The 19641-nt window shown below is 71.6% G+C and carries 17 protein-coding genes, 1 pseudogene and 1 riboswitch; of the genes and pseudogenes, 7 read left to right on the top strand and 11 right to left on the bottom strand.

Annotated features, from left to right (window positions below):
* Nucleotides 1–14 precede the first annotated feature (14 nt).
* The 5 genes from ACZ516_RS15880 to ACZ516_RS15900 form a co-directional block, all read right to left on the bottom strand.
* Entirely contained in the window at nt 15–863 is an 849-nt protein-coding gene (locus ACZ516_RS15880; RefSeq protein ID WP_469010623.1) for a class II fructose-bisphosphate aldolase, read from the bottom strand.
* A 99-nt stretch (nt 864–962) separates the two neighbouring features.
* The gene (locus tag ACZ516_RS15885; RefSeq protein WP_469010624.1) at nt 963–1898 is read right to left on the bottom strand and encodes a 1-phosphofructokinase family hexose kinase; all 936 of its coding nucleotides are present in this window, start codon (nt 1896–1898) and stop codon (nt 963–965) included.
* 104 nt (nt 1899–2002) lie between these two features.
* Entirely contained in the window at nt 2003–3142 is a 1140-nt protein-coding gene (gene nagA, locus ACZ516_RS15890; RefSeq protein ID WP_361083715.1) for an N-acetylglucosamine-6-phosphate deacetylase, read from the bottom strand.
* A complete protein-coding gene (locus ACZ516_RS15895; RefSeq protein WP_469010626.1) occupies nt 3142–4170 on the bottom strand; it encodes an ROK family protein in 1029 nt (342 codons plus the stop codon). Before ACZ516_RS15895 ends, nagA begins: the two co-directional genes overlap by 1 nt.
* A 1147-nt stretch (nt 4171–5317) precedes the next feature.
* Nucleotides 5318–6211, bottom strand: coding sequence for an SIS domain-containing protein (locus ACZ516_RS15900; RefSeq protein WP_361083721.1), 894 nt, complete (start codon nt 6209–6211; stop codon nt 5318–5320).
* Nucleotides 6212–6456: 245 nt separating this feature from the next.
* Between ACZ516_RS15900 and ACZ516_RS15905 the strand changes: the two genes are divergently transcribed.
* The 3 genes from ACZ516_RS15905 to otsB are packed head-to-tail and all read left to right on the top strand — an operon-like array spanning nt 6457 to nt 8887.
* On the top strand, nt 6457–7722 hold the full coding sequence (locus ACZ516_RS15905; protein WP_469010627.1) for an ABC transporter substrate-binding protein: 1266 nt from the start codon (nt 6457–6459) through the stop codon (nt 7720–7722).
* 9 nt (nt 7723–7731) lie between these two features.
* Nucleotides 7732–7995 carry a DUF3263 domain-containing protein gene (locus ACZ516_RS15910; protein WP_358588364.1) on the top strand — a complete coding sequence of 88 codons (264 nt, stop codon included), beginning with the start codon at nt 7732–7734 and terminating at the stop codon, nt 7993–7995.
* A 19-nt stretch (nt 7996–8014) separates the two neighbouring features.
* Nucleotides 8015–8887 (top strand): trehalose-phosphatase, encoded by an 873-nt coding sequence (otsB, locus tag ACZ516_RS15915; RefSeq protein ID WP_469010629.1) that lies wholly within the window; start codon nt 8015–8017, stop codon nt 8885–8887.
* Nucleotides 8888–9313: 426 nt separating this feature from the next.
* Here otsB and ACZ516_RS15920 read toward each other — a convergent pair whose 3' ends face one another.
* Together ACZ516_RS15920 and ACZ516_RS15925 are read right to left on the bottom strand one after the other, a co-directional pair.
* Entirely contained in the window at nt 9314–10738 is a 1425-nt protein-coding gene (locus tag ACZ516_RS15920; protein ID WP_469010630.1) for an alpha,alpha-trehalose-phosphate synthase (UDP-forming), read from the bottom strand.
* Nucleotides 10739–10791: 53 nt separating this feature from the next.
* The gene (locus tag ACZ516_RS15925) at nt 10792–11736 is read right to left on the bottom strand and encodes a glucosyl-3-phosphoglycerate synthase (protein WP_469010632.1); all 945 of its coding nucleotides are present in this window, start codon (nt 11734–11736) and stop codon (nt 10792–10794) included.
* A gap of 230 nt (nt 11737–11966) precedes the next feature.
* Nucleotides 11967–12095, top strand: a riboswitch (SAM riboswitch).
* On the opposite strand from ACZ516_RS15925, the gene thrC reads away from it, so the two are divergent.
* From thrC to groL, 4 genes are all read left to right on the top strand, one after another.
* Nucleotides 12089–13441: a threonine synthase gene (thrC, locus tag ACZ516_RS15930; RefSeq protein ID WP_361083734.1), complete on the top strand. Its 1353-nt coding sequence runs from the start codon at nt 12089–12091 to the stop codon at nt 13439–13441. (Overlaps the previous riboswitch by 7 nt.)
* A gap of 71 nt (nt 13442–13512) precedes the next feature.
* Nucleotides 13513–13788, top strand: coding sequence for a ubiquitin-like small modifier protein 1 (locus ACZ516_RS15935; RefSeq protein WP_150169311.1), 276 nt, complete (start codon nt 13513–13515; stop codon nt 13786–13788).
* A 421-nt stretch (nt 13789–14209) separates the two neighbouring features.
* The gene (locus ACZ516_RS15940) at nt 14210–14413 is read left to right on the top strand and encodes a cold-shock protein (protein ID WP_005315736.1); all 204 of its coding nucleotides are present in this window, start codon (nt 14210–14212) and stop codon (nt 14411–14413) included.
* 400 nt (nt 14414–14813) lie between these two features.
* On the top strand, nt 14814–16439 hold the full coding sequence (gene groL, locus ACZ516_RS15945) for a chaperonin GroEL (protein WP_358588374.1): 1626 nt from the start codon (nt 14814–14816) through the stop codon (nt 16437–16439).
* Between the two features lie 93 nt (nt 16440–16532).
* On the opposite strand, the pseudogene ACZ516_RS15950 reads toward groL, so the two are convergent.
* The 4 genes and pseudogenes from ACZ516_RS15950 to ACZ516_RS15965 all read right to left on the bottom strand — a co-directional run bounded on the left by ACZ516_RS15950 (nt 16533) and on the right by ACZ516_RS15965 (nt 19613).
* Nucleotides 16533–16796 (bottom strand): annotated as a pseudogene (locus ACZ516_RS15950) (Txe/YoeB family addiction module toxin).
* Complete coding sequence (locus ACZ516_RS15955) at nt 16793–17044, bottom strand: type II toxin-antitoxin system Phd/YefM family antitoxin (RefSeq protein WP_468751396.1); 252 nt, start codon at nt 17042–17044, stop codon at nt 16793–16795. The pseudogene ACZ516_RS15950 and the gene ACZ516_RS15955 overlap by 4 nt, the downstream one beginning before the upstream one ends.
* 115 nt (nt 17045–17159) lie before the next feature.
* Complete coding sequence (locus ACZ516_RS15960) at nt 17160–18137, bottom strand: hypothetical protein (RefSeq protein ID WP_469011022.1); 978 nt, start codon at nt 18135–18137, stop codon at nt 17160–17162.
* A 303-nt stretch (nt 18138–18440) separates the two neighbouring features.
* A complete protein-coding gene (locus ACZ516_RS15965) occupies nt 18441–19613 on the bottom strand; it encodes a serine hydrolase domain-containing protein (protein ID WP_361083742.1) in 1173 nt (390 codons plus the stop codon).
* Nucleotides 19614–19641 lie beyond the last annotated feature (28 nt).

Raw genomic sequence — 19641 nt, forward strand, 5'->3', positions numbered from 1 at the left:
CCCCGCGGCCGGGGCTATGCCAGCAGCCCCAGGAAACCCGCCACCGTCCCGGCCATCGCCTCGCGGGCCGGGGCGAGGTATTTCCTGGGGTCCACGACCGAGGCGTGCGCCGCGAGGTGGGCGCGTACCTCGGTCGTGAACGCCGTGTTGAGCGCCGTACCGACGTTGATCTTCACCATGCCGGAGGCGATCGCGCGGCGGATCTCCGCGTCCGGTACGCCACTTGAGCCGTGCAGCACCAACGGCGCGGGCACGGCCGCCGCCAGGGACGCGATCAACTCGTGGTCCAGGGTCGCCGTCCGCTCCGTCATCGCGTGCGAGGAGCCGACGGCCACTGCGAGCGCGTCCACGCCCGTGTCGGCGACGTACGCGGCCGCCTCCGCCGGGTCCGTGCGCACCCCGGGCGTGTGCGCGTCCAGCGGCGGCTCGCCCTCCTTGCCGCCCACCTCGCCCAGCTCCGCCTCGACCCAGATGCCCCGCTCGTGGCCCCAGCGCACCGCGTCCGCCGTCGCCTTCACGTTCTCGCCGTACGTCAGCTTCGAGGCGTCGAACATCACGGAGCTGAAGCCCTCCGGGTGGGCGGCCCGCAGCAGTTCGACGTCCGTCACATGGTCCAGGTGCAGGGCGAGCCGGGCCGAGGACGCGCGGGCCACGGCCGCCGTCGCCGCCGCCACCGGGCCCGGGCGGCCGCCGTGGAAGCGCACCGCGTTCTGCGAGATCTGGAGGATCGCCGCCGTCCCGGCGCGCTCGGCGCCCAGCGCGATCGCCTCGGCGTGTTCCAGCGTGATGACGTTGAACGCGGCGACGCCGTGACCCGCGGCGCGGGCCTCCGCGACGAGTTCGCCGGTGCGGACCATTGGCACGTGCTCCCCAATTCCCGGGGCGCTGCGCCCCGTTGCGCGGTGCGGATACGGCTCTTCGTGCGGTCGTGCGGTCGTGCGGGTACGGCTCTTGGTGGGCGGCTACCCCGTGGGGGCCTTGGTGGTCACCGTGACCCGCGTCAGCAGGGCCTCGTACGTCGAGGGGTCGAACTCGCCCGCCACCGGCGCCGCGACGGTCGCCGCCGACAGCGCGACGGCGCGCACGAGCCGCTCCGGCCACGGCAGGCCCTCGGCGAGGGCGGAGAGCAGCCCGGCGACCGCCGAGTCGCCCGCGCCCGTCGGGTTGCCCCGCACGGGCGCGGGCGGGCGCGCCTGCCAGGTGCCGTCCGGTGTCCGGGCCAGGAGGCCGTCGGCGCCGAGCGAGGCGACCACGGCGTGCGCGCCCCTGCGGCGGGCGTCGCGGGTGGCCCGCTCCGGGTCCCGCGAGCCGGTCAGCACGGCCAGTTCGTCGGCGTTGGGCTTGACGACGTCGGGGCGGGCGGCGACCCCGCGCCGCAGCGGCTCCCCGCTGGTGTCCAGCAGGACGGGGACGCCGGCTGCGCGCGCCACCCGTACCAGCAGGGCGTACGCGCCGACGGGGACGCCGGGCGGCAGGCTGCCGCAGAGCGCGACCGCCGTCGTCCCGGGGGCCCGCACCAGGTCCTCGTAGGAGTCGAGGAAGGCGGCCCATTCGGCGGGGGTGATGTCCGGGCCGGGTTCGTTGAGCTGCGTGGTGTCACCGGTCGAGGCGTCGACGACGGCGAGGGTACGGCGGGTGGCGGTCGCGGCCGGGGTGAGCGCGTCCGTGATCCGGGGCTCGGCGGCCAGGTGGGCGCGCAGGGAGCGGCCGGTGTCGCCGCCGGCGAAACCGGTGACGGTCACGTCGTGGCCGAGGGCCGCGAGGACGCGGGCGACGTTGACGCCCTTGCCGCCGGGGCGTTCGCGCACGTCCGTGACGCGGTGCGAGGCGTGCGGGGTGAGGGCGGGGACGCGGTAGGTGAGGTCGACGGCGGTGTTCAGCGTGACGGTGAGCATCACTGGTGACCACCCCCGAAGTGCCTGTGTCCCGCCGCGCTTTCGCCGTTCTGATCATGCCAAACGGAAGGCGGTTGGCCCAGAGGCGAGGGCCGACCGCCTCGCGCTCAGCCGGGTTCGACCACCCATTCGCCCTTGCGCATCACGCCCTTGACGTCGAAGTGGGCGTCCAGGACCACCAGGTCCGCGTCCTTGCCCGGCTCCAGGGAGCCCACCGTGTCGGCCATGCCCAGCAGCCTGGCCGGGTTGGCCGACAGGGCGCGGACGGTGTCCTCGACGGAGAGCCCGTCGACGGTCACCGAGCGCTTGAAGGCGCGGTCCAGGGTGAGGGTGGAGCCCGCGATGGAGCCGCCCTCCACGAGCCGCGCCACGCTGTCCCGCACCTCGACCTCCAGGGGGCCGAGCATGTACCGGCCGTCGCCGAAGCCCGCCGCGTCCATCGCGTCGGTGATGAACGCGACGCGGTCCGCGCCCGCCCGGTGGAAGGCCAGCTCCAGGGCGGCCGGGTGCAGATGCGTGCCGTCGTTGATCAGCTCGACGGTGACCCGCTCGTCCTCCAGGAGGGCGGCGATCGGGCCCGGCGCGCGGTGGCCGAGACCCGGCATCGCGTTGAACAGGTGCGTGGCGACGGTGGCGCCCGCGTCGATGGCCTCCACCGTCTGCTCGTACGTGGCGTCCGTGTGGCCCACGGCGGCGATCACGCCGTGTTCGGCGAGGAGGCGCACGGAGTCGAGGCCGCCCGGCAGCTCGGTGGCGAGGGTGAGCATCTTCGCGTGCCCCCGGGCGGCGTCGAGCAGCTTGCGGACGTCGGAGGGGTCGGGGTCGCGCAGGAGGGCCTCGCTGTGGGCGCCCTTGCGGCACGGCGAGATGAAGGGCCCCTCGAAGTGGACGCCCGCGATGTCGCCCTGCTCGGCCAGCTCGCTCAGCAGCCCGGCCCGCTGGGCGAGGAAGTCCATGTCGCCGGTCACCGTGGAGGCGACGAGCGTGGTCGTGCCGTGCAGGCGGTGCGTGTGGACGCCCTTGAGTACGTCCTCCACGGTGCCGGAGGTGAAGGAGGCGCCGCCGCCGCCGTGGTTGTGGAGGTCGACGAAGCCGGGGACCAGCCAGTGGCCCGTGAGGTCGATGGTGGGCGCGTCGGCGGGGGCGGTGGCGGCGATGCGGGTGCCCTCGACGATCACCCGGCCGCCGGTGAGGGTTCCGGTGGGCAGTACCACCTGGGCACCGGCGAGAACCTTGCTAGTGGCCATCAGGTGGTTACCTCCGTGGGGTCGGTTTTCTGGGGGTCGGTTTTCTGGGGGTCGGTTTTCTCGGGGTTCGTTGTCCCGGGGGTCGTGGGAGCCGTGGGGGCCGTCGTCTCGTCGAGGAGGTCCCAGGCGAGGAGGCCCGCGCCCAGGCATCCGGCGGTGTCGCCGAGGGCCGCGGGGACGATTTCGGGCAGCGTCTGGAACTGGACGACGCGGGCCGCGACGGCGGCACGCAGCGGCGTGAACAAGGTTTCCCCGGCCTCGGCCAGACCGCCACCGATGATCAGCGTGTGCGGGTCCAGCAGGGTGAGGGCGGTCAGCAGACCGTCGGCCAGGGCGTCGATCGCGTTCCGCCAGACCTTCTGGGCCCTCGGGTCGCCGGACTCCACGGCCTTCGCGCAGTCGGCGGCGTCCGCGTGCGGGTCGCCGCTCGCCTGTGCCCAGGCCCTGCTGACCGCCGACGCGGAGGCCAGGCGCTCCAGGCAGCCGCGCTGGCCGCAGCCGCAGGGGGGGCCGCCGGGGCGTACGACGATGTGGCCGATCTCGCCCGCCGAGCCGTGGGCGCCCGGCTCGATGGCGCCGGCGATGCCGATGGCGCCGGCGATGCCGGTTCCCAGGGGGACGAACAGGAACCGGTCGGCGCCCCTGCCCGCTCCCAGGCGGCCCTCGGCGAGGCCGCCCGTGCGGACGTCGTGGCCCAGCGCCACGGGGGCGCCGGCCAGGCGGGCGCTGAGGAGGTCCCTCAGGGGGACGTCGGTCCAGCCGAGGTTGGCGGCGTACACGGCGATGCCGCGGGGGGCGTCGACGATGCCGGGCACCGCGACGCCCGCCGCGGCGGCCGGTTCGCCCAGGTGGGCCTCGCCGTGGGCCCGGAGGTCCTCCGCGAAGCCGAGGATGGACTCGATCACGGCGGCCGGGCCGCGGTCCCGGTCGGTGGGGCGGCGGGCCTCGTGGAGCAGGGTGCCGTCCGCGGCCACCAGGGCGGCCTTCATTGCGGTGCCGCCTACATCGAGGGCGATGACGTGTCTCACGGGGGACAGTGTCGCGTGGTGGTCGCGAAAGGTCTAGTCCACTTCGTTTCTCGGCTGTGCCGCGCGCTTTCTTCTTGGGGTTGCCTGGGTCTCCCACCCACCCGCCCGTTCACCCGGGGTCGGGCCCTTGCCGTAGGAACAGCCCCACCGCTTCGCGGCGGACGTCTCCCACCCACCCACCCGATTACCCGGGGTCGGGCCCTTGCCGTAGGAACAGCCCCACCGCTTCGCGGCGGATATCCCCCACCCACCCACCCGATTGCCCGGGGTCGACCCTCACCGTAGGAGCGGCCCCACCGCTTCGCGGCGGACATCTCCCACCCACCCACCCGATTGCCCGGGGTCGGCCCCTTGGCGTAGGAGCATCTACCCGCCCCGTTCGCCCGGGGTCGGCCCTCGTGGAGCGCACCCGCCCGCCCGGTTGCCCCGCGTGGGCCCTCGCCGTAGGGACAGCCCTGCCGCTTCGCGGCAGATGTTCCCCACCCACCCGCCCGTTCACCCGGGGTCGGGCCCCTTGCCGTAGGAACATCCGCCCGCCCGTTTGCCCGGCGTCGGCCTCTTGCCGTAGGAGCATCCGCCCGCCCGATTGCGCCGCGTCGAGTCCTTGCCGTGGGAGCGGGGGCCGCCTCTGCTCCTACGGGACCTCCCGATTCGGGGTAAACGGGTGGGTGGGTGGGAGAAACCCGCCGCGAAGCGGCGGGGTGGGACGCCCGCAACGGGCCGAGCCGAGGAAACGCCCCTCCCACACCCCGACCGAGGCCCCACCAGGACAAGACCCCTGCCGCACACTGGCGTCCCGCCAGGGCAAATCGTCCGGCCCACCCGGCTCAGGGCACGCCGCGCAAGGCAAGCCACCCCGGGCCACGGCAGGTCGCCGCCCGACCGAAGCCCCGTCGGCGGCCCAGGGCACCCCGCGTCAGACAAGGCACCCCGGCTACGGCAAGTCGCCGCCCAACCGAGGCCCCGCCAGTCCAAGCCGCCCCGCCACGGCAAGGCCCCCGCCGCCCAAGGCATCCCGCCGCCAGGCAAGGCGCCCAGCCAGCTAGGCGCCCCGCCAGTCCAAGCCGCCCCGCCAGCTAAGGCGTCCCGCCAGGCAAGGCGTTCCGCCAGTCCAAGGCGCCCCGCCAGGCAAAAGCAAGGCCCCCCGCTAGCCCAGAATCACGCTTCGGGTCAGGTTCCGGGGCCGGTCCGGGTCCTGGCCGTGGGATTCCGCCAGGGTCACCGCCAGGCGCTGCGCGCGGATCAGGTCCGCCAGGGGGTCCGCCTCCTGGCGGGCGACCAGTTCGCCGCCCACCCGGGCCACGTCGGCCGCGAGGCCCTCCGGCAGCGTGCCGAACATCCACGCCACCCGGCCGGGGCCGGTGATGGAGATCGGCCCGTGGCGGTACTCCATCGCGGGGTACGCCTCCGTCCACGCCCCCGCCGCCTCCCGCATCTTCAGCGCCGCTTCCAGCGCCAGACCGTACGTCCAGCCCCTCCCCAGGAACGTCCACTGCTCCGCCTCGACCGCCGCCGCCGGCAGCGGTTCCGTCACCGCGAGCTCCGCGTCGAGCGCCGCCTGCGCCACGGTCTTGACGCCGGGGACGTCGCCGAGTCCCGCCCGCAGGAAGGCGAGCGCGGTCGTGGCGAAGCGGGTCTGGACGACCGATTCCTCGTCCGCCCAGTCCAGGACCGCCACCGTGTCGGCCGCGTCCATGACCGGCGTCCTCGGGTCGGCGGTCAGCGCGACGGTCGGGACCGTGCCCGTCAGCCGCCGGAGCAGGTCGAGCACCTCCGTCGTCGTACCGGACCGGGTGATCGCCACCACCCGGTCGTAGCGCCGCCCGGCCGGGAACTCCGACGACGCGAAGGCGTCCGTCTCGCCCTGCCCGGCGGCCTCCCGCAGCGCCGCGTACGCGAGGGCCATGAACCACGAGGTCCCGCACCCGGTGACGGCGACCCGCTCGCCCGGCCGCGGCAGCCCGTCGAACGATGCGGCTGCCTTCGCCGCCCGGTGCCAGCAGGCGGGCTGGGTGGCGATCTCTGCTGCGGTACGCGACATGCGACGAGGCTCCTACCGGGTGTGCGGTGCGTGCATACGTGCGAGGACGTGATGTGCTTAGCAGCCCCCGGGGCGGCCCGGCAATGGGGCCCCTGTCGCGCAAAGGGGCCGCCGTTGCACAAGTGATACTGGGCTGGTGTAGACCTTGTGTTCGAGTTCGGGGGAAACTCGGGGGAAAATCGCAGTTCGTAAGCGCTGGGGCGCGGACGCCTCCAGTACGCGGAAGCAATGAGGGTGGGACAGCTGTGCAGCGGCGCGTGACAGGACTGACCGCGGCGGTGGCCGCACTGGGCATGGCGGGAGTCCTCGCCGGCTGCGGCGGTCCCGGTGACTCCGGTGACGTCACCCTCAAGCTGGTGGCCGCCGACTACGGCGACTCCGCGGCGAACAGCTCCAAGAAGTACTGGGCGCAGGTCGTCGAGGGCTTCGAGAAGGACAACCCCGGCATCAACGTCGAGGTGAGCGTCCGCCCCTGGACCGACGTGGACCGCGAGGTCAAGGAGATGGTCAAGAAGGGCGACGCCCCTGACCTGGCGCAGATCGGCGCGTACGCCGACTACGCCGCGCAGGACAAGCTCTACGAGGCCGACGAGCTGCTCTCCATCGCCACCCAGGCCGACTTCCTGCCGCCGCTCGCCCAGGCCGGCGAGGTCAACCGCATCCAGTACGGGATGCCGTTCGCCTCCTCCACGCGCCTGCTGTTCTACAACACCAAGCTCTTCAAGGACGCGCACCTCACCCCGCCGCGGAGCTGGGGCGAGCTGCAGTCGGACGCCAAGGCGCTCAAGGCGCGCGGCGTGAAGATCCCGTACGCCCTGCCGCTGGGCCCGGAGGAGGCGCCCGCCGAGACGCTGATGTGGATGCTCAGCGGTGGCGGCGGCTACACCGACAACGTCGGCTCGTACGACATCGACTCCAAGCAGAACGCCAAGACGTTCGCCTGGCTCAGGGACGAACTCGTCGGCGAGGGCCTGACGGGGCCGACGGCGCCCGGTGAGCTGAACCGCGCCGAGGCGTTCGCGGCGTTCTCGCGCGGCGAGGTCGGCATGCTCAACGGCCACCCCACGCTGATGAAGATGGCCGCCAAGAAGGGCGTGAAGTTCGGCATGGTGCCGGCGCCCGGCATCAACGGCAAGGCGCGGGCCACGATGGGCGTCGCCGACTGGATGATGGCGTTCAAGCAGAACGGCCACCGCAAGGAGGTCGGCAAGTTCCTCGACTACGTCTACAGCAAGAAGAACGTGCTCGACTTCTCCAACGAGTACGACATCCTGCCCGTGACGACCTCCGCCTTCGACGCGATGTCCAAGGAGCGCGGCCACACCGACCTCGGCAAGTTCCTCGAGGAGCTGCCGACCTCGCAGCTGTACCCGGTGGGCAAGACGTCCTGGGCGCAGGTGTCCGCCGACGTGAAGAAGAACATCGGCAGGACCGTCGAGGAGAACGGCGACCCCGCCTCGGTGCTCTCCCAGATCCAGAACAAGGCGGCGACCGCGGAGAGCGCGGAATAGCCTGGTCGCATGACCGAGCAGCAACCCTCCGTCCAGCCGGAGCCCGCGCGGGAGCTCTCCGCGCGGGATCGCGCCGTGCTCGCCCTGGAGCGGCGCGACTGGCCCGGCCCCGGCGCGAAGGAACGCGCCGTCCGCGAGGAGCTGGGCATGGTGCCCGTGCGCTACTACCAGCTCCTCAACGCCCTTCTGGACGATCCCCGCGCCCTCGCGCACGACCCGATCACGGTCAATCGGCTGCGCCGGGTGCGGGAGTCCCGGCGCGAAGAGCGCTGACGCGGTTAAGGTCGGGCCCATGGGTGACTCTACGTACGCGCAGCCAGACCGGTCCGGACGTCCCGGCCTGCCCGAACCCGTGACGCCCGCGGGACGCGAGGGCCTCGCCGCGATCCTGGAGCGGCCGGAACGATCCGTCGTGGCCCTCGATTTCGACGGCACGCTCGCCGCGATCGTCCCCGACCCCGACCAGGCCCGCGCCCACCCGGACGCCGTGCCCGCGCTCGCCGCGCTCGCTCCGCGCCTGCGCTCCCTCGCCGTGGTCACCGGACGCCAGGCGGGCGTCGCCGTGCGCTACGGCGGCTTCGCGGGAGTGCCGGGGCTCGAACAGCTCGTGGTCCTCGGCCACTACGGCGCCGAGCGCTGGGACGCGGTGACCGGCACCGTGCAGGCCGCCGAGCCGCATCCCGGCGTCGCCGCCGTCCGGGCCGAGCTGCCCGGCTTCCTCGACACGATCGGCGCGTGGCGCGGTACGTGGATAGAGGAGAAGGGCCGCGCAGTCGCCGTGCACACGCGGCGCGCGCAGGACCCGCAGGCCGCGTTCGAGGCGCTGCGCGGACCGCTCACCGAGCTGGCGCACCGGCACGGCCTGATCGTCGAGCCGGGCCGCATGGTCCTGGAGCTGCGCCCGCCGGGCATGGACAAGGGCGTGGCGCTCGCCGCGTACCTGCGGGAGGTCGGCGCGGAGTCGGTGCTCTACGCGGGCGACGACCTCGGCGACATCCCCGCCTTCGCCGCGGTCGAGAAACTCCGCTCGGACGGCATGGCGGGCCTGCTGGTGTGCAGCGGCAGCGCGGAGGTCACGGATCTCGCCACCCGAGCCGACCTGGTCGTAGACGGCCCGTCCGGAGTGGTCTCCCTCCTCACCACCCTCACCACCTACCTCCCCTGACCCAGCGCCCCCTCAGCCCGGGGGCGCCCTCAGTACGGCGCCTGCTCCCGGCGAGGGCGTCCCCCACCCACGGGCACGCCCCTTCGCCCGGGGACGGCGTTCCCAGTACCGCACCGCCTCCCGGCGGGGGTGTCCCCCACCCACCCGCCCTGACCACGGGCACGTCGGCGCCCCGCGAGAGCGTTCCAAGCGCCGCGCCGCCTCCCAGCGAGGGTGTTCCTACCTGCCCCCCGGGGGACCCCGGCCCTCGCTGGTCGACGCGGGGTGAACGGGTGGGTGGGTGGGAAACATCCGCCGCGAAGCGGCGGCCTGGGAAGGAGCGCGGGGCGAGGCGCGCAATCGCCGGGCGGCGGCAGCCCGGCCCAGGCGCCCCGCCCGGCACCGCGGGGAGCCACCGACAGGCATGCCGCCCGCAGGCCGTCCGGGCTAGGCGTCCCCGCCCGTCAGTTCGTGGAGCTGGTCCAGGAACCACTGGGCCGGCGGCAGTGCCGTGGAGGCCGCCGCCAGGCGCTTGGTGCGTTCGGCCCGTTCGGCCGGCGGCATGGAGAGGCCGGCGTGCAGCGCCTCGGCCGTGGCGCAGATGTCGTAGGGGTTGACCGGGATCGCGTCCTCGCCCAGTTCCTCGTACGCCCCCGCCTCCCGCGAGAGCACCAGCGCGCACCCCTCGTCGGAGACGACCGGCACCTCCTTCGCGACGAGGTTCATGCCGTCCCGGATGGGGTTGACCAGCGCCACGTCGGCGAGCCGGTAGGCCGCCAGCGAGCGGGCGAAGTCGTCGTCGACGCGCAGCAGCACCGGCGTCCACCCCTCCGTGCCGAACTCCGCGTTGATCTCCTCGGCGACCCGCGAGACCTCCGCGGTGTAGTCGCGGTACACCGCGAGGTCCTGCCGCGAGGGGTAGGCGAAGGCGACGTGCACGACCCGCTCGCGCCACTCGGGGCGGGTCCGCAGCAGCTCCCGGTAGGCCCGCATGCCCCGCACGATGTTCTTGGACAGCTCCGTCCTGTCCACCCGCACGATGGTCTTGCGGCCCTCGCCGACCTGCTCCCGCAGCGCCGTCATCCGCTCCTCGACGTCGTCCCGCCGCGAGCGCTCACGCAGGAAGTCCGCGTCGGCGCCCAGGCCGTGCACGCCCACCCGCGTCCCGGACGTCCCGCCGAGCAGCCGCACGCAGCACTCCGTGAAGGCGTCCGCCCAGCGTCCCGTCAGGAAGCCGAGCCGGTCGGCGCCGAGCATGCCGCGCAGCACCTGTTCGGCCACGTCGTCCGGCAGCATCCGGAAGTAGTCGGCGGGCGCCCACGGCGTGTGCGAGAAGTGGCCGATCCGCAGGTCGTCGCGGAGTTCGCGCAGCATGCCCGGCACCAGCGTCAGGTGGTAGTCCTGCACGATGACCGCCGCGCCCGGCGCGGCCTCCGCCGCCAGCGCCTCGGCGAACGCGCGGTTGTACGTCTCGTACGCCTCCCACTGGGCGCGGAACTCGGGACCGAAGGCGGGCTCCAGGGGCGTCTGGTAGAGCATGTGGTGCACGAACCACAGGACCGAGTTGGCGATGCCGTTGTACGCCGCCGTGTGCACGCCCTCGCGGGAGCCCGCGTCGATGTCGAGCATCCGGACGCCCGGCTCGGCGACGCCGCGCCGCACCGCCTCCCGGTCGCCCTCGCCGAGCGCCGCGCACACCCACAGGGCGGCGGGATCCTCGGGGGAGTCGCCGATGGCGCTCAGTCCGGAGACCAGGCCGCCGCCGCCGCGCCTGGCGGTCAGCTCCCCGTCCTCTCCGACGGTGTACGAGACGGGGCCGCGGTTGGACGCGACGAGTACCTGCGCTGCTGCTGTTCGGGGCTCGGGGACCATGTGGCCAAACGTAGCCCGTCCCGGGCCCGGGCAAACGTGCGAGCGCCCGACGGTCACGCCACGCGGCGGTGCGCGTACTCCGCGATGCCGGCCATCGGCGGCCGCTCCTGGGTGTCCACCGCGTAAGTCCGCGGCTCGAAGCCCCGCTCCCCCCGCTCGAACTGCGTCAGCTCGGGGCGCACGAGGTGGCCGCGCGCGAGCCGCACCTGCGCCGTGCGGTAGATGGCCGCCGCCATCCGGCCGAGGGCCTGCCCGTCCTGGTGGCGGTGCTTGCGCACGCCGACGTCCACCTGCGCGAGCGCGTCCAGGCCCACCGTGTGCAGGGCGTCGACGAGCAGGCCCAGCTCCACTCCGTACCCGACGGGGAACGGCAGCCGCTCCAGGAGCGACCTGCGGGCCGCGTACTCGCCGCCGAGCGGCTGCACGAAGCCGGCGAGCCGTGGCCAGTGCATGTTCAGCAGCGGCCGCGCCATCAGCTCGGTGACCCGGCCGCCCTGGCCCGCGGCCTCCCCCAGGGGGCGGTCGTACATCGCCTTGACGAAGGCCACGTCGGGGTCGGTGAGCAGCGGGCCCACGATCCCCGAGACGAAGTCGGCGGAGAACTCCCGCAGATCGGCGTCGACGAACGCGACGACGTCCCCGCCGGTCACGAGCAGCGAGCGCCACAGCACCTCGCCCTTGCCGGGCAGCGGCGCGAGGCGCGGCAGTATCTCGTCGCGGTGGACGACTTTCGCGCCCGCCTCCCGCGCCACCTGCGCCGTGCGGTCCGTCGACCCGGAGTCGATCACCACCAGCTCGTCGACCAGCGGTGTCCGCTCGATCAGCTCGCGGCGGATCTCGGAGACGATCGCGCCGACCGTCTCCTGCTCGTCCAGCGCGGGCAGGACGACGCTCACCGAGGTGCCGGACGCGCGCTTGGCGGCGGCCAGCCGTTCCAGCGGGCGGTCGGCCACCGACCAGGAACGCCCGCTCAGCCAGCGCTCGACCTCTTCCAGCACGGTCAGGGTCCTCTCCAGTCATCCGTCATACGGCCAGTCATCCGTCATACGGCCAGTCATCCGTCATACGGCCCGTCGTCCGTCATACAGGCCGTCATGTGATCCATCTCGCGGTTCGGACGACTATCTCAAGGGTCCGGGCCGTCGGTTACAGTCTTGAACAACGCCGGTCGCCGCCGCATGTCGGGGTCGCCGCGTGAGATCGACAACTGAAACCCACAATCGAATACCGCTCATCCAGAGGGGCAGAGGGATACGGCCCGTTGAAGCCCCGGCAACCCTCCCGCCGACCGCGAGGTCACGGTGGGGAAGGTGCCAATTCCGTCTCGCGGCGAGATGCGTCGCGAGGAAGATGAGGAGAAAGGGCCTCGCCTCCATGGCTGTGCAGACCGTCGCCACCGAAAACACCGCGACCTCCACCACCTCCGGGACTTCCGACCCCGCCGCGACCGTTGATCTCGGTCCCGCCTCGGGCCTCTCCTGCCGGGAATGCGGCACCACCTTCCCGCTCGGCCCGATCTTCGCCTGCGTCGAGTGTTTCGGCCCCCTCGAAGTGGCCTACGACCTTCCCCTCGGCGACCCCGAGGCGCTGCGCGCGCGGATCGAGGCGGGCCCCGCCAACATCTGGCGCTACGCCCCGCTGCTCCCCGTGCCCGCCGACGTCGCCGACAAGCCGAACCTCAACCCCGGCTGGACCAAGCTCGTCAAGGCCGACAACCTCGCGCGTGAACTGGGTCTCCAACAGGGCAAGTTGTTCGTCAAGGACGACTCGGGGAACCCCACGCACTCGTTCAAGGACCGGGTCGTCGCGCAGGCGCTCGAAGCGGCGCGCGCCTTCGGCTTCACCACCTTGTCCTGCTCCTCCACCGGCAACCTCGCGGGCGCCGTCGGCGCCGCCGCCGCCCGGGCCGGCTTCCGCTCCTGCGTGTTCATCCCGCACGACCTGGAGCAGGGCAAGGTCGTCATGGCCGCGGTCTACGGCGGCGAGCTGGTCGGCATCGAGGGCAACTACGACGACGTGAACCGCTTCTGCTCCGAGCTGATCGGCGATCCGCTGGGCGAGGGCTGGGGCTTCGTCAACGTCAACCTGCGGCCGTACTACGGCGAGGGCTCCAAGACCCTCGCGTACGAGATCTGCGAGCAGCTCGGCTGGGAGCTGCCGGACCAGCTGGTCATCCCGATCGCCTCCGGCTCCCAGCTCACGAAGATCGACAAGGGTCTGAAGGAGCTGATCGCGCTCGGTCTCGTCGCCGACAAGCCCTACAAGATCTTCGGTGCCCAGGCCGAGGGCTGCTCGCCGGTGTCGGCCGCGTTCAAGGCCGGTCACGACGTCGTGCGCCCCCAGAAGCCGAACACCATCGCCAAGTCCCTCGCCATCGGCAACCCCGCCGACGGGCCGTACGTGCTCGACATCGCGCGGCGCACGGGCGGCGCCGTGGAGGACGTGAACGACGAGCAGGTCGTCGACGCGATCAAGCTGCTCGCGCGGACCGAGGGCATCTTCGCGGAGACCGCCGGCGGTGTGACGGTGGGCGTCACGAAGAAGCTGGTCGAGGCGGGGCTCATCGACCCCTCCCTGACCACGGTGGTGCTCAACACCGGGGACGGCCTGAAGACGCTGGACGCCGTCGCCGAGACCTCGCAGGCCACCGCGACGATCAAGCCGAGCCTTGAGGCGTTCCGTTCCGCGGGCCTGGCCGGTTAACCGCGTAGGGCCCGAGTTTTCCCCTTTTGCGCCCCTGACGGGCGCCCCTTTGAGCTACCGAGGTGAACCCCATGAGCGTGAACGTCCGCATTCCCACCATCCTTCGCACCTACACCGGCGGCAAGGCCGAGGTGGCCGCCGAGGGGGCGACCCTGGGTGAGGTCATCGCCGACCTGGAGAAGAACCACACCGGCATCGCCGCCCGCGTCCTGGACGACCAGGGCAAGCTGCGCCGCTTCGTCAACGTGTACGTGAACGACGACGACGTCCGCTTCGAGCAGGGCCTGGAGACGGCCACCCCGGACGGCGCCGGCGTGTCGATCATTCCGGCCGTCGCCGGCGGATGATTCGATTTCGCAAGTTCCCTGCATAACCCGAATTGCCCTCTCCCGACGACAAGCGGAGGGGGCAATTCTGCATGGTTGAGAGCGGTACAGTTGGGGAAGCTGCTTCGCCGTTTGTGTCGGGCGCATATACGAAGTCTGGCCGCTGCCGACAAGAAGTAGCCAAAGCGCGTCGCCCTTTCGAGCCTTCTACGGCTTTTGCCCGGCCCGACTTGCCCCGACTTCGGCAAATTCTCCACATATTACCGATCAGGCGTGCCCGGATTTCTCGTCCGATTGACCTGTTGCAGAGGGCAGTTGGACAGATACATTCAGCGGCGGTCGACGCGTTCCGGCGCACACCCCCATATCAGTGGGGGGTGAGGTCTGACCCGGGTCCGCGAAGTGCGGTCCTGTGCAAGGGCCAGTAATAGGGGAGTTAGGCATGGCTCAGGGCACCGTCAAGTGGTTCAACGCGGAGAAGGGGTACGGCTTCATCGCGGTCGACGGTGGTGCGGATGTTTTCGTCCACTACAGCGCGATCCAGATGGACGGCTACCGCACCCTTGAAGAAGGTCAGCGAGTCGAGTTCGAGATCTCGCAGGGCCAGAAGGGTCCGCAGGCGGACATGGTCAAGCTCGCCGTCTAGCTCGGCGCGATCGACCACCGAAGCAAGTATCGCGAGGGGCTCGCATCCCACCAGGGGTGCGGGCCCCTCGCGCGTGCCCGGGTCCCGCCAGGCGTGCCAGGCGCGCGGGCCCCTCGTGTGCGCCCGGCTCCGCGCGGGTATGCCCCCCGGGATCCCCCGGCGCACCTCGCCGAAGCGGCACGGGACTCTACGGGATCCGGGAGAGGCGCTTGCACTCGCAGGGGTCGAGTGCTAATCATTGGGCTTAGCACTCTCCCAGTGAGAGTGACAGAACTTGGATCGGGTCGGTGAGGTCCGCGGGCCGCGTGGGGCAAGGAACCACACGGTGCGCAGTCCGTCCGTCGCGGGCACCAGCACGGTCCGTTTGCGTTTCCACCCCTGTCCGGGAGGACCACTTCACATGGCCAAGATCATCGCGTTCGACGAGGAGGCACGGCGCGGCCTCGAGCGCGGCATGAACCAGCTCGCCGACGCCGTCAAGGTGACCCTGGGCCCCAAGGGTCGCAACGTCGTCCTCGAGAAGAAGTGGGGCGCCCCCACGATCACCAACGATGGTGTGTCCATCGCCAAGGAGATCGAGCTCGAGGACCCGTACGAGAAGATCGGCGCCGAGCTGGTCAAGGAGGTCGCGAAGAAGACGGACGACGTCGCCGGTGACGGCACGACGACCGCGACCGTCCTGGCCCAGGCCCTGGTGCGCGAGGGTCTGCGCAACGTGGCCGCCGGCGCCAACCCGATGGCCCTCAAGCGCGGCATCGAGAAGGCCGTCGAGGCCGTCTCCGGTGCCCTCCTTGAGCAGGCGAAGGATGTCGAGACCAAGGAGCAGATCGCTTCGACGGCCTCCATCTCCGCCGCCGACACCCAGATCGGCGAGCTGATCGCCGAGGCCATGGACAAGGTCGGCAAGGAAGGCGTCATCACCGTCGAGGAGTCCCAGACCTTCGGTCTGGAGCTGGAGCTCACCGAGGGTATGCGCTTCGACAAGGGCTACATCTCGGCGTACTTCGCCACCGACATGGAGCGTATGGAGGCGTCGCTCGACGACCCGTACATCCTGATCGTCAACTCCAAGATCTCCAACGTGAAGGACCTCCTTCCGCTGCTGGAGAAGGTCATGCAGTCGGGCAAGCCGCTGCTGATCATCGCGGAGGACGTCGAGGGCGAGGCGCTGTCCACGCTCGTCGTCAACAAGATCCGCGGCACCTTCAAGTCCGTCGCCGTCAAGGCCCCGGGCTTCGGTGACCGCCGCAAGGCCATGCTCGGCGACATCGCCATCCTCACCGGTGGCACCGTCATCTCCGAGGAGGTCGGCCTCAAGCTGGAGAACGCCGGTCTCGACCTGCTCGGCCGCGCCCGCAAGGTCGTCATCACCAAGGACGAGACGACCATCGTCGACGGCGCCGGTGACAGCGACCAGGTCCAGGGCCGCGTCAACCAGATCCGCGCCGAGATCGAGAACAGCGACTCCGACTACGACCGCGAGAAGCTCCAGGAGCGCCTGGCGAAGCTCGCGGGCGGCGTGGCCGTCATCAAGGCCGGTGCCGCGACCGAGGTCGAGCTGAAGGAGCGCAAGCACCGCATCGAGGACGCCGTTCGCAACGCGAAGGCGGCCGTCGAGGAGGGCATCGTCGCCGGTGGTGGCGTGGCGCTCATCCAGGCCTCCGCGGTCTTCGAGAAGCTTGAGCTGGACGGCGACGAGGCCACCGGTGCCGCTGCCGTGAAGCTGGCCCTCGAGGCCCCGCTGAAGCAGATCGCGGTCAACGCCGGCCTTGAGGGTGGCGTCATCGTCGAGAAGGTGCGCAACCTGCCCATCGGTCACGGTCTGAACGCCGCGACGGGTGAGTACGTCGACATGATCGCCGAGGGCATCCTCGACCCGGCGAAGGTGACGCGCTCTGCCCTGCAGAACGCCGCCTCCATCGCCGCGCTGTTCCTCACCACCGAGGCCGTCATCGCCGACAAGCCGGAGAAGGCGGGCGCCGCCCCGGCCGGCGGCGGCATGCCGGGCGGTGACATGGACTTCTGATCGACCTCTGGTTGATCACCGTCCTGACACACCGAGGGCGGCACCCCTTCTCGAAGGGGTGCCGCCCTCGGGCGTTGTCCGGCACCGAATGCTTCACCGCCCGTAGTGATACCGGCAGGCCGCGATGCGGACCTCATCCTCGACGACCTTGTAGACCAGCCGGTGCTCGTCGGTGATGCGGCGGGGCCAGTAGCCGTGGAAGCCGTGCTTCAGGGGCTCGGGTTTGCCGATGCCCTCGTCGGGGCCGTTGCGGGCGATGTCCTGGAGGAGAGTGTTGATGCGCTTCAGCACCTTGCGGTCCTGCTCCTGCCACCAGACGTAGTCGGCTCAGGCCTTCTCCTGCCAGACGAACTTCAATCCAGCAGCTCCCTGACCGTGCCGCCGCCGTTCTCCAAGTCCTCGATGGCGGTCAGAATGCGCCGCGCGTTCTCCGGGCTGCGCAGGAGGTACGCGGTCTCCTTCAGGGACTCGTACTCCGACAGCGCGACGATCACCACCGGTTCGTGTCCCGCGCGCGTCACTATGACCTCTTCGCGGTCGTCGACCACCGCGTTGAGCGTCTCGGCGTACTTGTTCCGGGATTCGGTGGCGGTCATCGTGCGCATGGGGACTCCTCAAGACGTACGGGATTCTGTACGTACAGAAAGGTGTACGTCGGGTGCTCGGGTGTGGCCAGGGCCAGGGCGCTGGTCGTCGGTGGCCGTCCGAGCGCCGGGGCCGTCAGGCGGGTGTCCGGTGGCGGGGGTGGTCGGCTGTGGCCTTTGCGGTGCGGGCCGCTGCCGCGTGGGCGCGCACCGCTTCGGGGGAGAGGGGGCCCTGGCGGCGAGGGTCCGGTTTGCCTCGGCAGGGGCCGCATACGCCGCCGGCCAGTGCTTCCGGGCTGCCGGGCGTCCCACAGGTGGCGCACTCAAGGAGGCGCAGGGCGGGGCGGAGAAGTGGCTGCGGGGGCAGCTTGGAGGTCAGGCGGTTGCGGACCAGCGCCGCCGGGCTGTGGACCGGGGTGGGCAGACCGCAGGTGAGGGCGCGCAGGACGTCCGCCTCGTCGGCGCCTCGCGCGAACCACTGGGTGACCAGCGGCTCCAGGCGCAGGCAGTCGACGTACGAGAGAGACAGCACGGGGGCCGTGCGGCCGAGCGCCGCCAGCAGGACATAGGCGCGGCTACGAATCGGCGGCCGGGACCGGCCCGGCCCGCTTTCTTCCGGCCCGCGCCCCTCCGTCGACCAGATCCCTCCCGGCCCGCGTCCGTCCGCCGACCAGCTTCCCTGCGGTCGGCGTCCCTTCGCGCCGCTCTCCACTGGGTCGCTTTCCTCCGGCCTGTCTTCCCCTGCGCCGCTTTCCTTCTGTCCGTGACCCTCCGGTACTTCGCCGCGTGTGAAGGCGGACCACCAGGTGTCGTCCCGTGCGGTGCGGGAGAACCACGTTCGGGTGATCCAGCGAGCGCCGTCCGTGCCGCGCACGTGTTCCCTGCCGCGCCGCAAGTGGCCCGCCGCCTGGATTCTGTTGAGGGCGGTACGCAGAGCGCACTGGCCGTACGGCAGCTCCTTGGCCAGCGTCTTCACCGAGATGTCGGTGCCGTCGGGGAGCCGATCCAAGTACGCGGCGATGGCGGCCTCGCGGGCCGGGAGGTGGCCGAAGTCGTGGTGGGTGCGGGGGCATTGGCCCGGCGCGGAGCGCTTGCCGTAGCCGGGGGCGGCCATCGGGTGGGGCGCGGTGGGCGGGGCCTGATGCGCGGGGAGGGGGGCAGCACTAAGCTTGGCGGCAGCCATGGATCGACCTCTGTTCTCGATCTTGTGGTCAGACCCCCGGCAGGTGTTCCAGCACCTGGCGGGGGTTGTTCGTTATGTGGGCACGGTAGAGCGTCGTCACGGTACGTGGCAAGCCGAACGCGGAATGTCCGCGATCATGTCAACTCGCAGGGAGGGAGGGCGGGTTGAGACCCGCCTCCCGTTCCATGAAAACAGGGCTCGGGGCTGGCGACTTGAGCTTCGGGGGAGGGTCCGTCACACAAGGGACCTGCGCACGGCATCGACCAGCGATGCCGCACGAGGGTCTTCGGGTCCACTGATGACGTGGTTCATCACATAGGCGAAGGCGATGCCGTGTTCAAGGTCGGCGAAGCCGAGTGAGCCGCCTCGTCCGGTGTGCCCGAAGGAGTGGGGTCCGGTCATGGGGTTGTCCTCGGTGGGCAGCATGAACCCGGAGCTGAATCGGCTCGGTGCCACCAGTACCCGGTCCATCCCGCTGGCCTGTTCTCGTACGGCCGACGCGAGGGTTTCCGGGGCGAATAGGCGTACACCCTCCACCTCATTGATCAGCGCCGCGTACATGCGCGCCAGCCCCCGCGCGGTTCCGATGCCGTTGGACGCCGGTAGTTCCGCGGCCTGGACTCCGGGGGAGTTGAAATCGATCGCGGCCGGCTCAGTGACCATGTAGGCCCTGTTGCTGAGCGAGTCGGGGTCGCTCCACGCGGCGACCTGCTCGCGAAGCCTTTCGGGGACTGACTCCGGAGGCACAGCGGTGAGGTCGACTTCCGGTTTCCGATACGCCATGAAGCTGACACGGGCGCGCTCGTACGCCGGTAGCCCGATGAAGAAGTCCAGGTTCAGTGGCGCCGCGACCTCGTCGGCGAAGAAACGGCCCGGCGTGCGGCCGGAGACCCGGCGGATCACCTCGCCGACCAACCAGCCCCATGTCCGGCCGTGATATCCGTGGGCGGTCCCCGGGGGCCACATCGGACGCTGAGAGGCAAGCGCGGCCGTCATCGGATGCCAGGCCAACGCGTCGGCCAACGGTACGGGCCGGTCCAGAGCGACCAAGCCGGCCTGATGGGACAACAACCAGCGCACCGGGACCTCTGCCTTGCCGTTCTCGGCGAACTCCGGCCAGTATTCGGCGACCGGGGCATCCAGGTCCAGCTCGCCGCGCTGCGCGAGCATGTGCGCGATGGTCGCGGTCGCGCCCTTCGTCGCCGAGTAGACGAGTTGCAGGGTGTCCTGTGCCCATGGACGACCGGTGGTGTGGTCGGCGACTCCGCCCCACAGGTCCACCACAGGCTGACCGTCTTGGTACACGCACACCGCCGCACCGATGTCCCCGTGCCGGGCGAAGTTCTCGGCGAACGCCTCGTGCACCGGCTCGAACCCGCTCGCGGCACAGCCTCCGATCATCGTCATGCGGCCCATCGTGGCACTACGTCCATTT

This window comes from Streptomyces sp. NPDC034037 (genome assembly GCF_055575715.1).

Coding starts and splice junctions, on each gene's coding strand:
- nagA (WP_361083715.1), bottom strand. CDS start 3,142: ATGGCCACTAGCAAGGTTCTCGCCGGTGCCCAGGTGGTACTGCCCACC.
- ACZ516_RS15940 (WP_005315736.1), top strand. CDS start 14,210: ATGGCTCAGGGCACCGTCAAGTGGTTCAACGCGGAGAAGGGGTACGGC.
- ACZ516_RS15955 (WP_468751396.1), bottom strand. CDS start 17,044: ATGCGCACGATGACCGCCACCGAATCCCGGAACAAGTACGCCGAGACG.
- thrC (WP_361083734.1), top strand. CDS start 12,089: ATGAGGAGAAAGGGCCTCGCCTCCATGGCTGTGCAGACCGTCGCCACC.
- ACZ516_RS15900 (WP_361083721.1), bottom strand. CDS start 6,211: ATGTCGCGTACCGCAGCAGAGATCGCCACCCAGCCCGCCTGCTGGCAC.
- ACZ516_RS15965 (WP_361083742.1), bottom strand. CDS start 19,613: ATGACGATGATCGGAGGCTGTGCCGCGAGCGGGTTCGAGCCGGTGCAC.
- ACZ516_RS15960 (WP_469011022.1), bottom strand. CDS start 18,137: ATGGCCGCCCCCGGCTACGGCAAGCGCTCCGCGCCGGGCCAATGCCCC.
- groL (WP_358588374.1), top strand. CDS start 14,814: ATGGCCAAGATCATCGCGTTCGACGAGGAGGCACGGCGCGGCCTCGAG.
- ACZ516_RS15935 (WP_150169311.1), top strand. CDS start 13,513: ATGAGCGTGAACGTCCGCATTCCCACCATCCTTCGCACCTACACCGGC.
- otsB (WP_469010629.1), top strand. CDS start 8,015: ATGGGTGACTCTACGTACGCGCAGCCAGACCGGTCCGGACGTCCCGGC.
- ACZ516_RS15910 (WP_358588364.1), top strand. CDS start 7,732: ATGACCGAGCAGCAACCCTCCGTCCAGCCGGAGCCCGCGCGGGAGCTC.
- ACZ516_RS15920 (WP_469010630.1), bottom strand. CDS start 10,738: ATGGTCCCCGAGCCCCGAACAGCAGCAGCGCAGGTACTCGTCGCGTCC.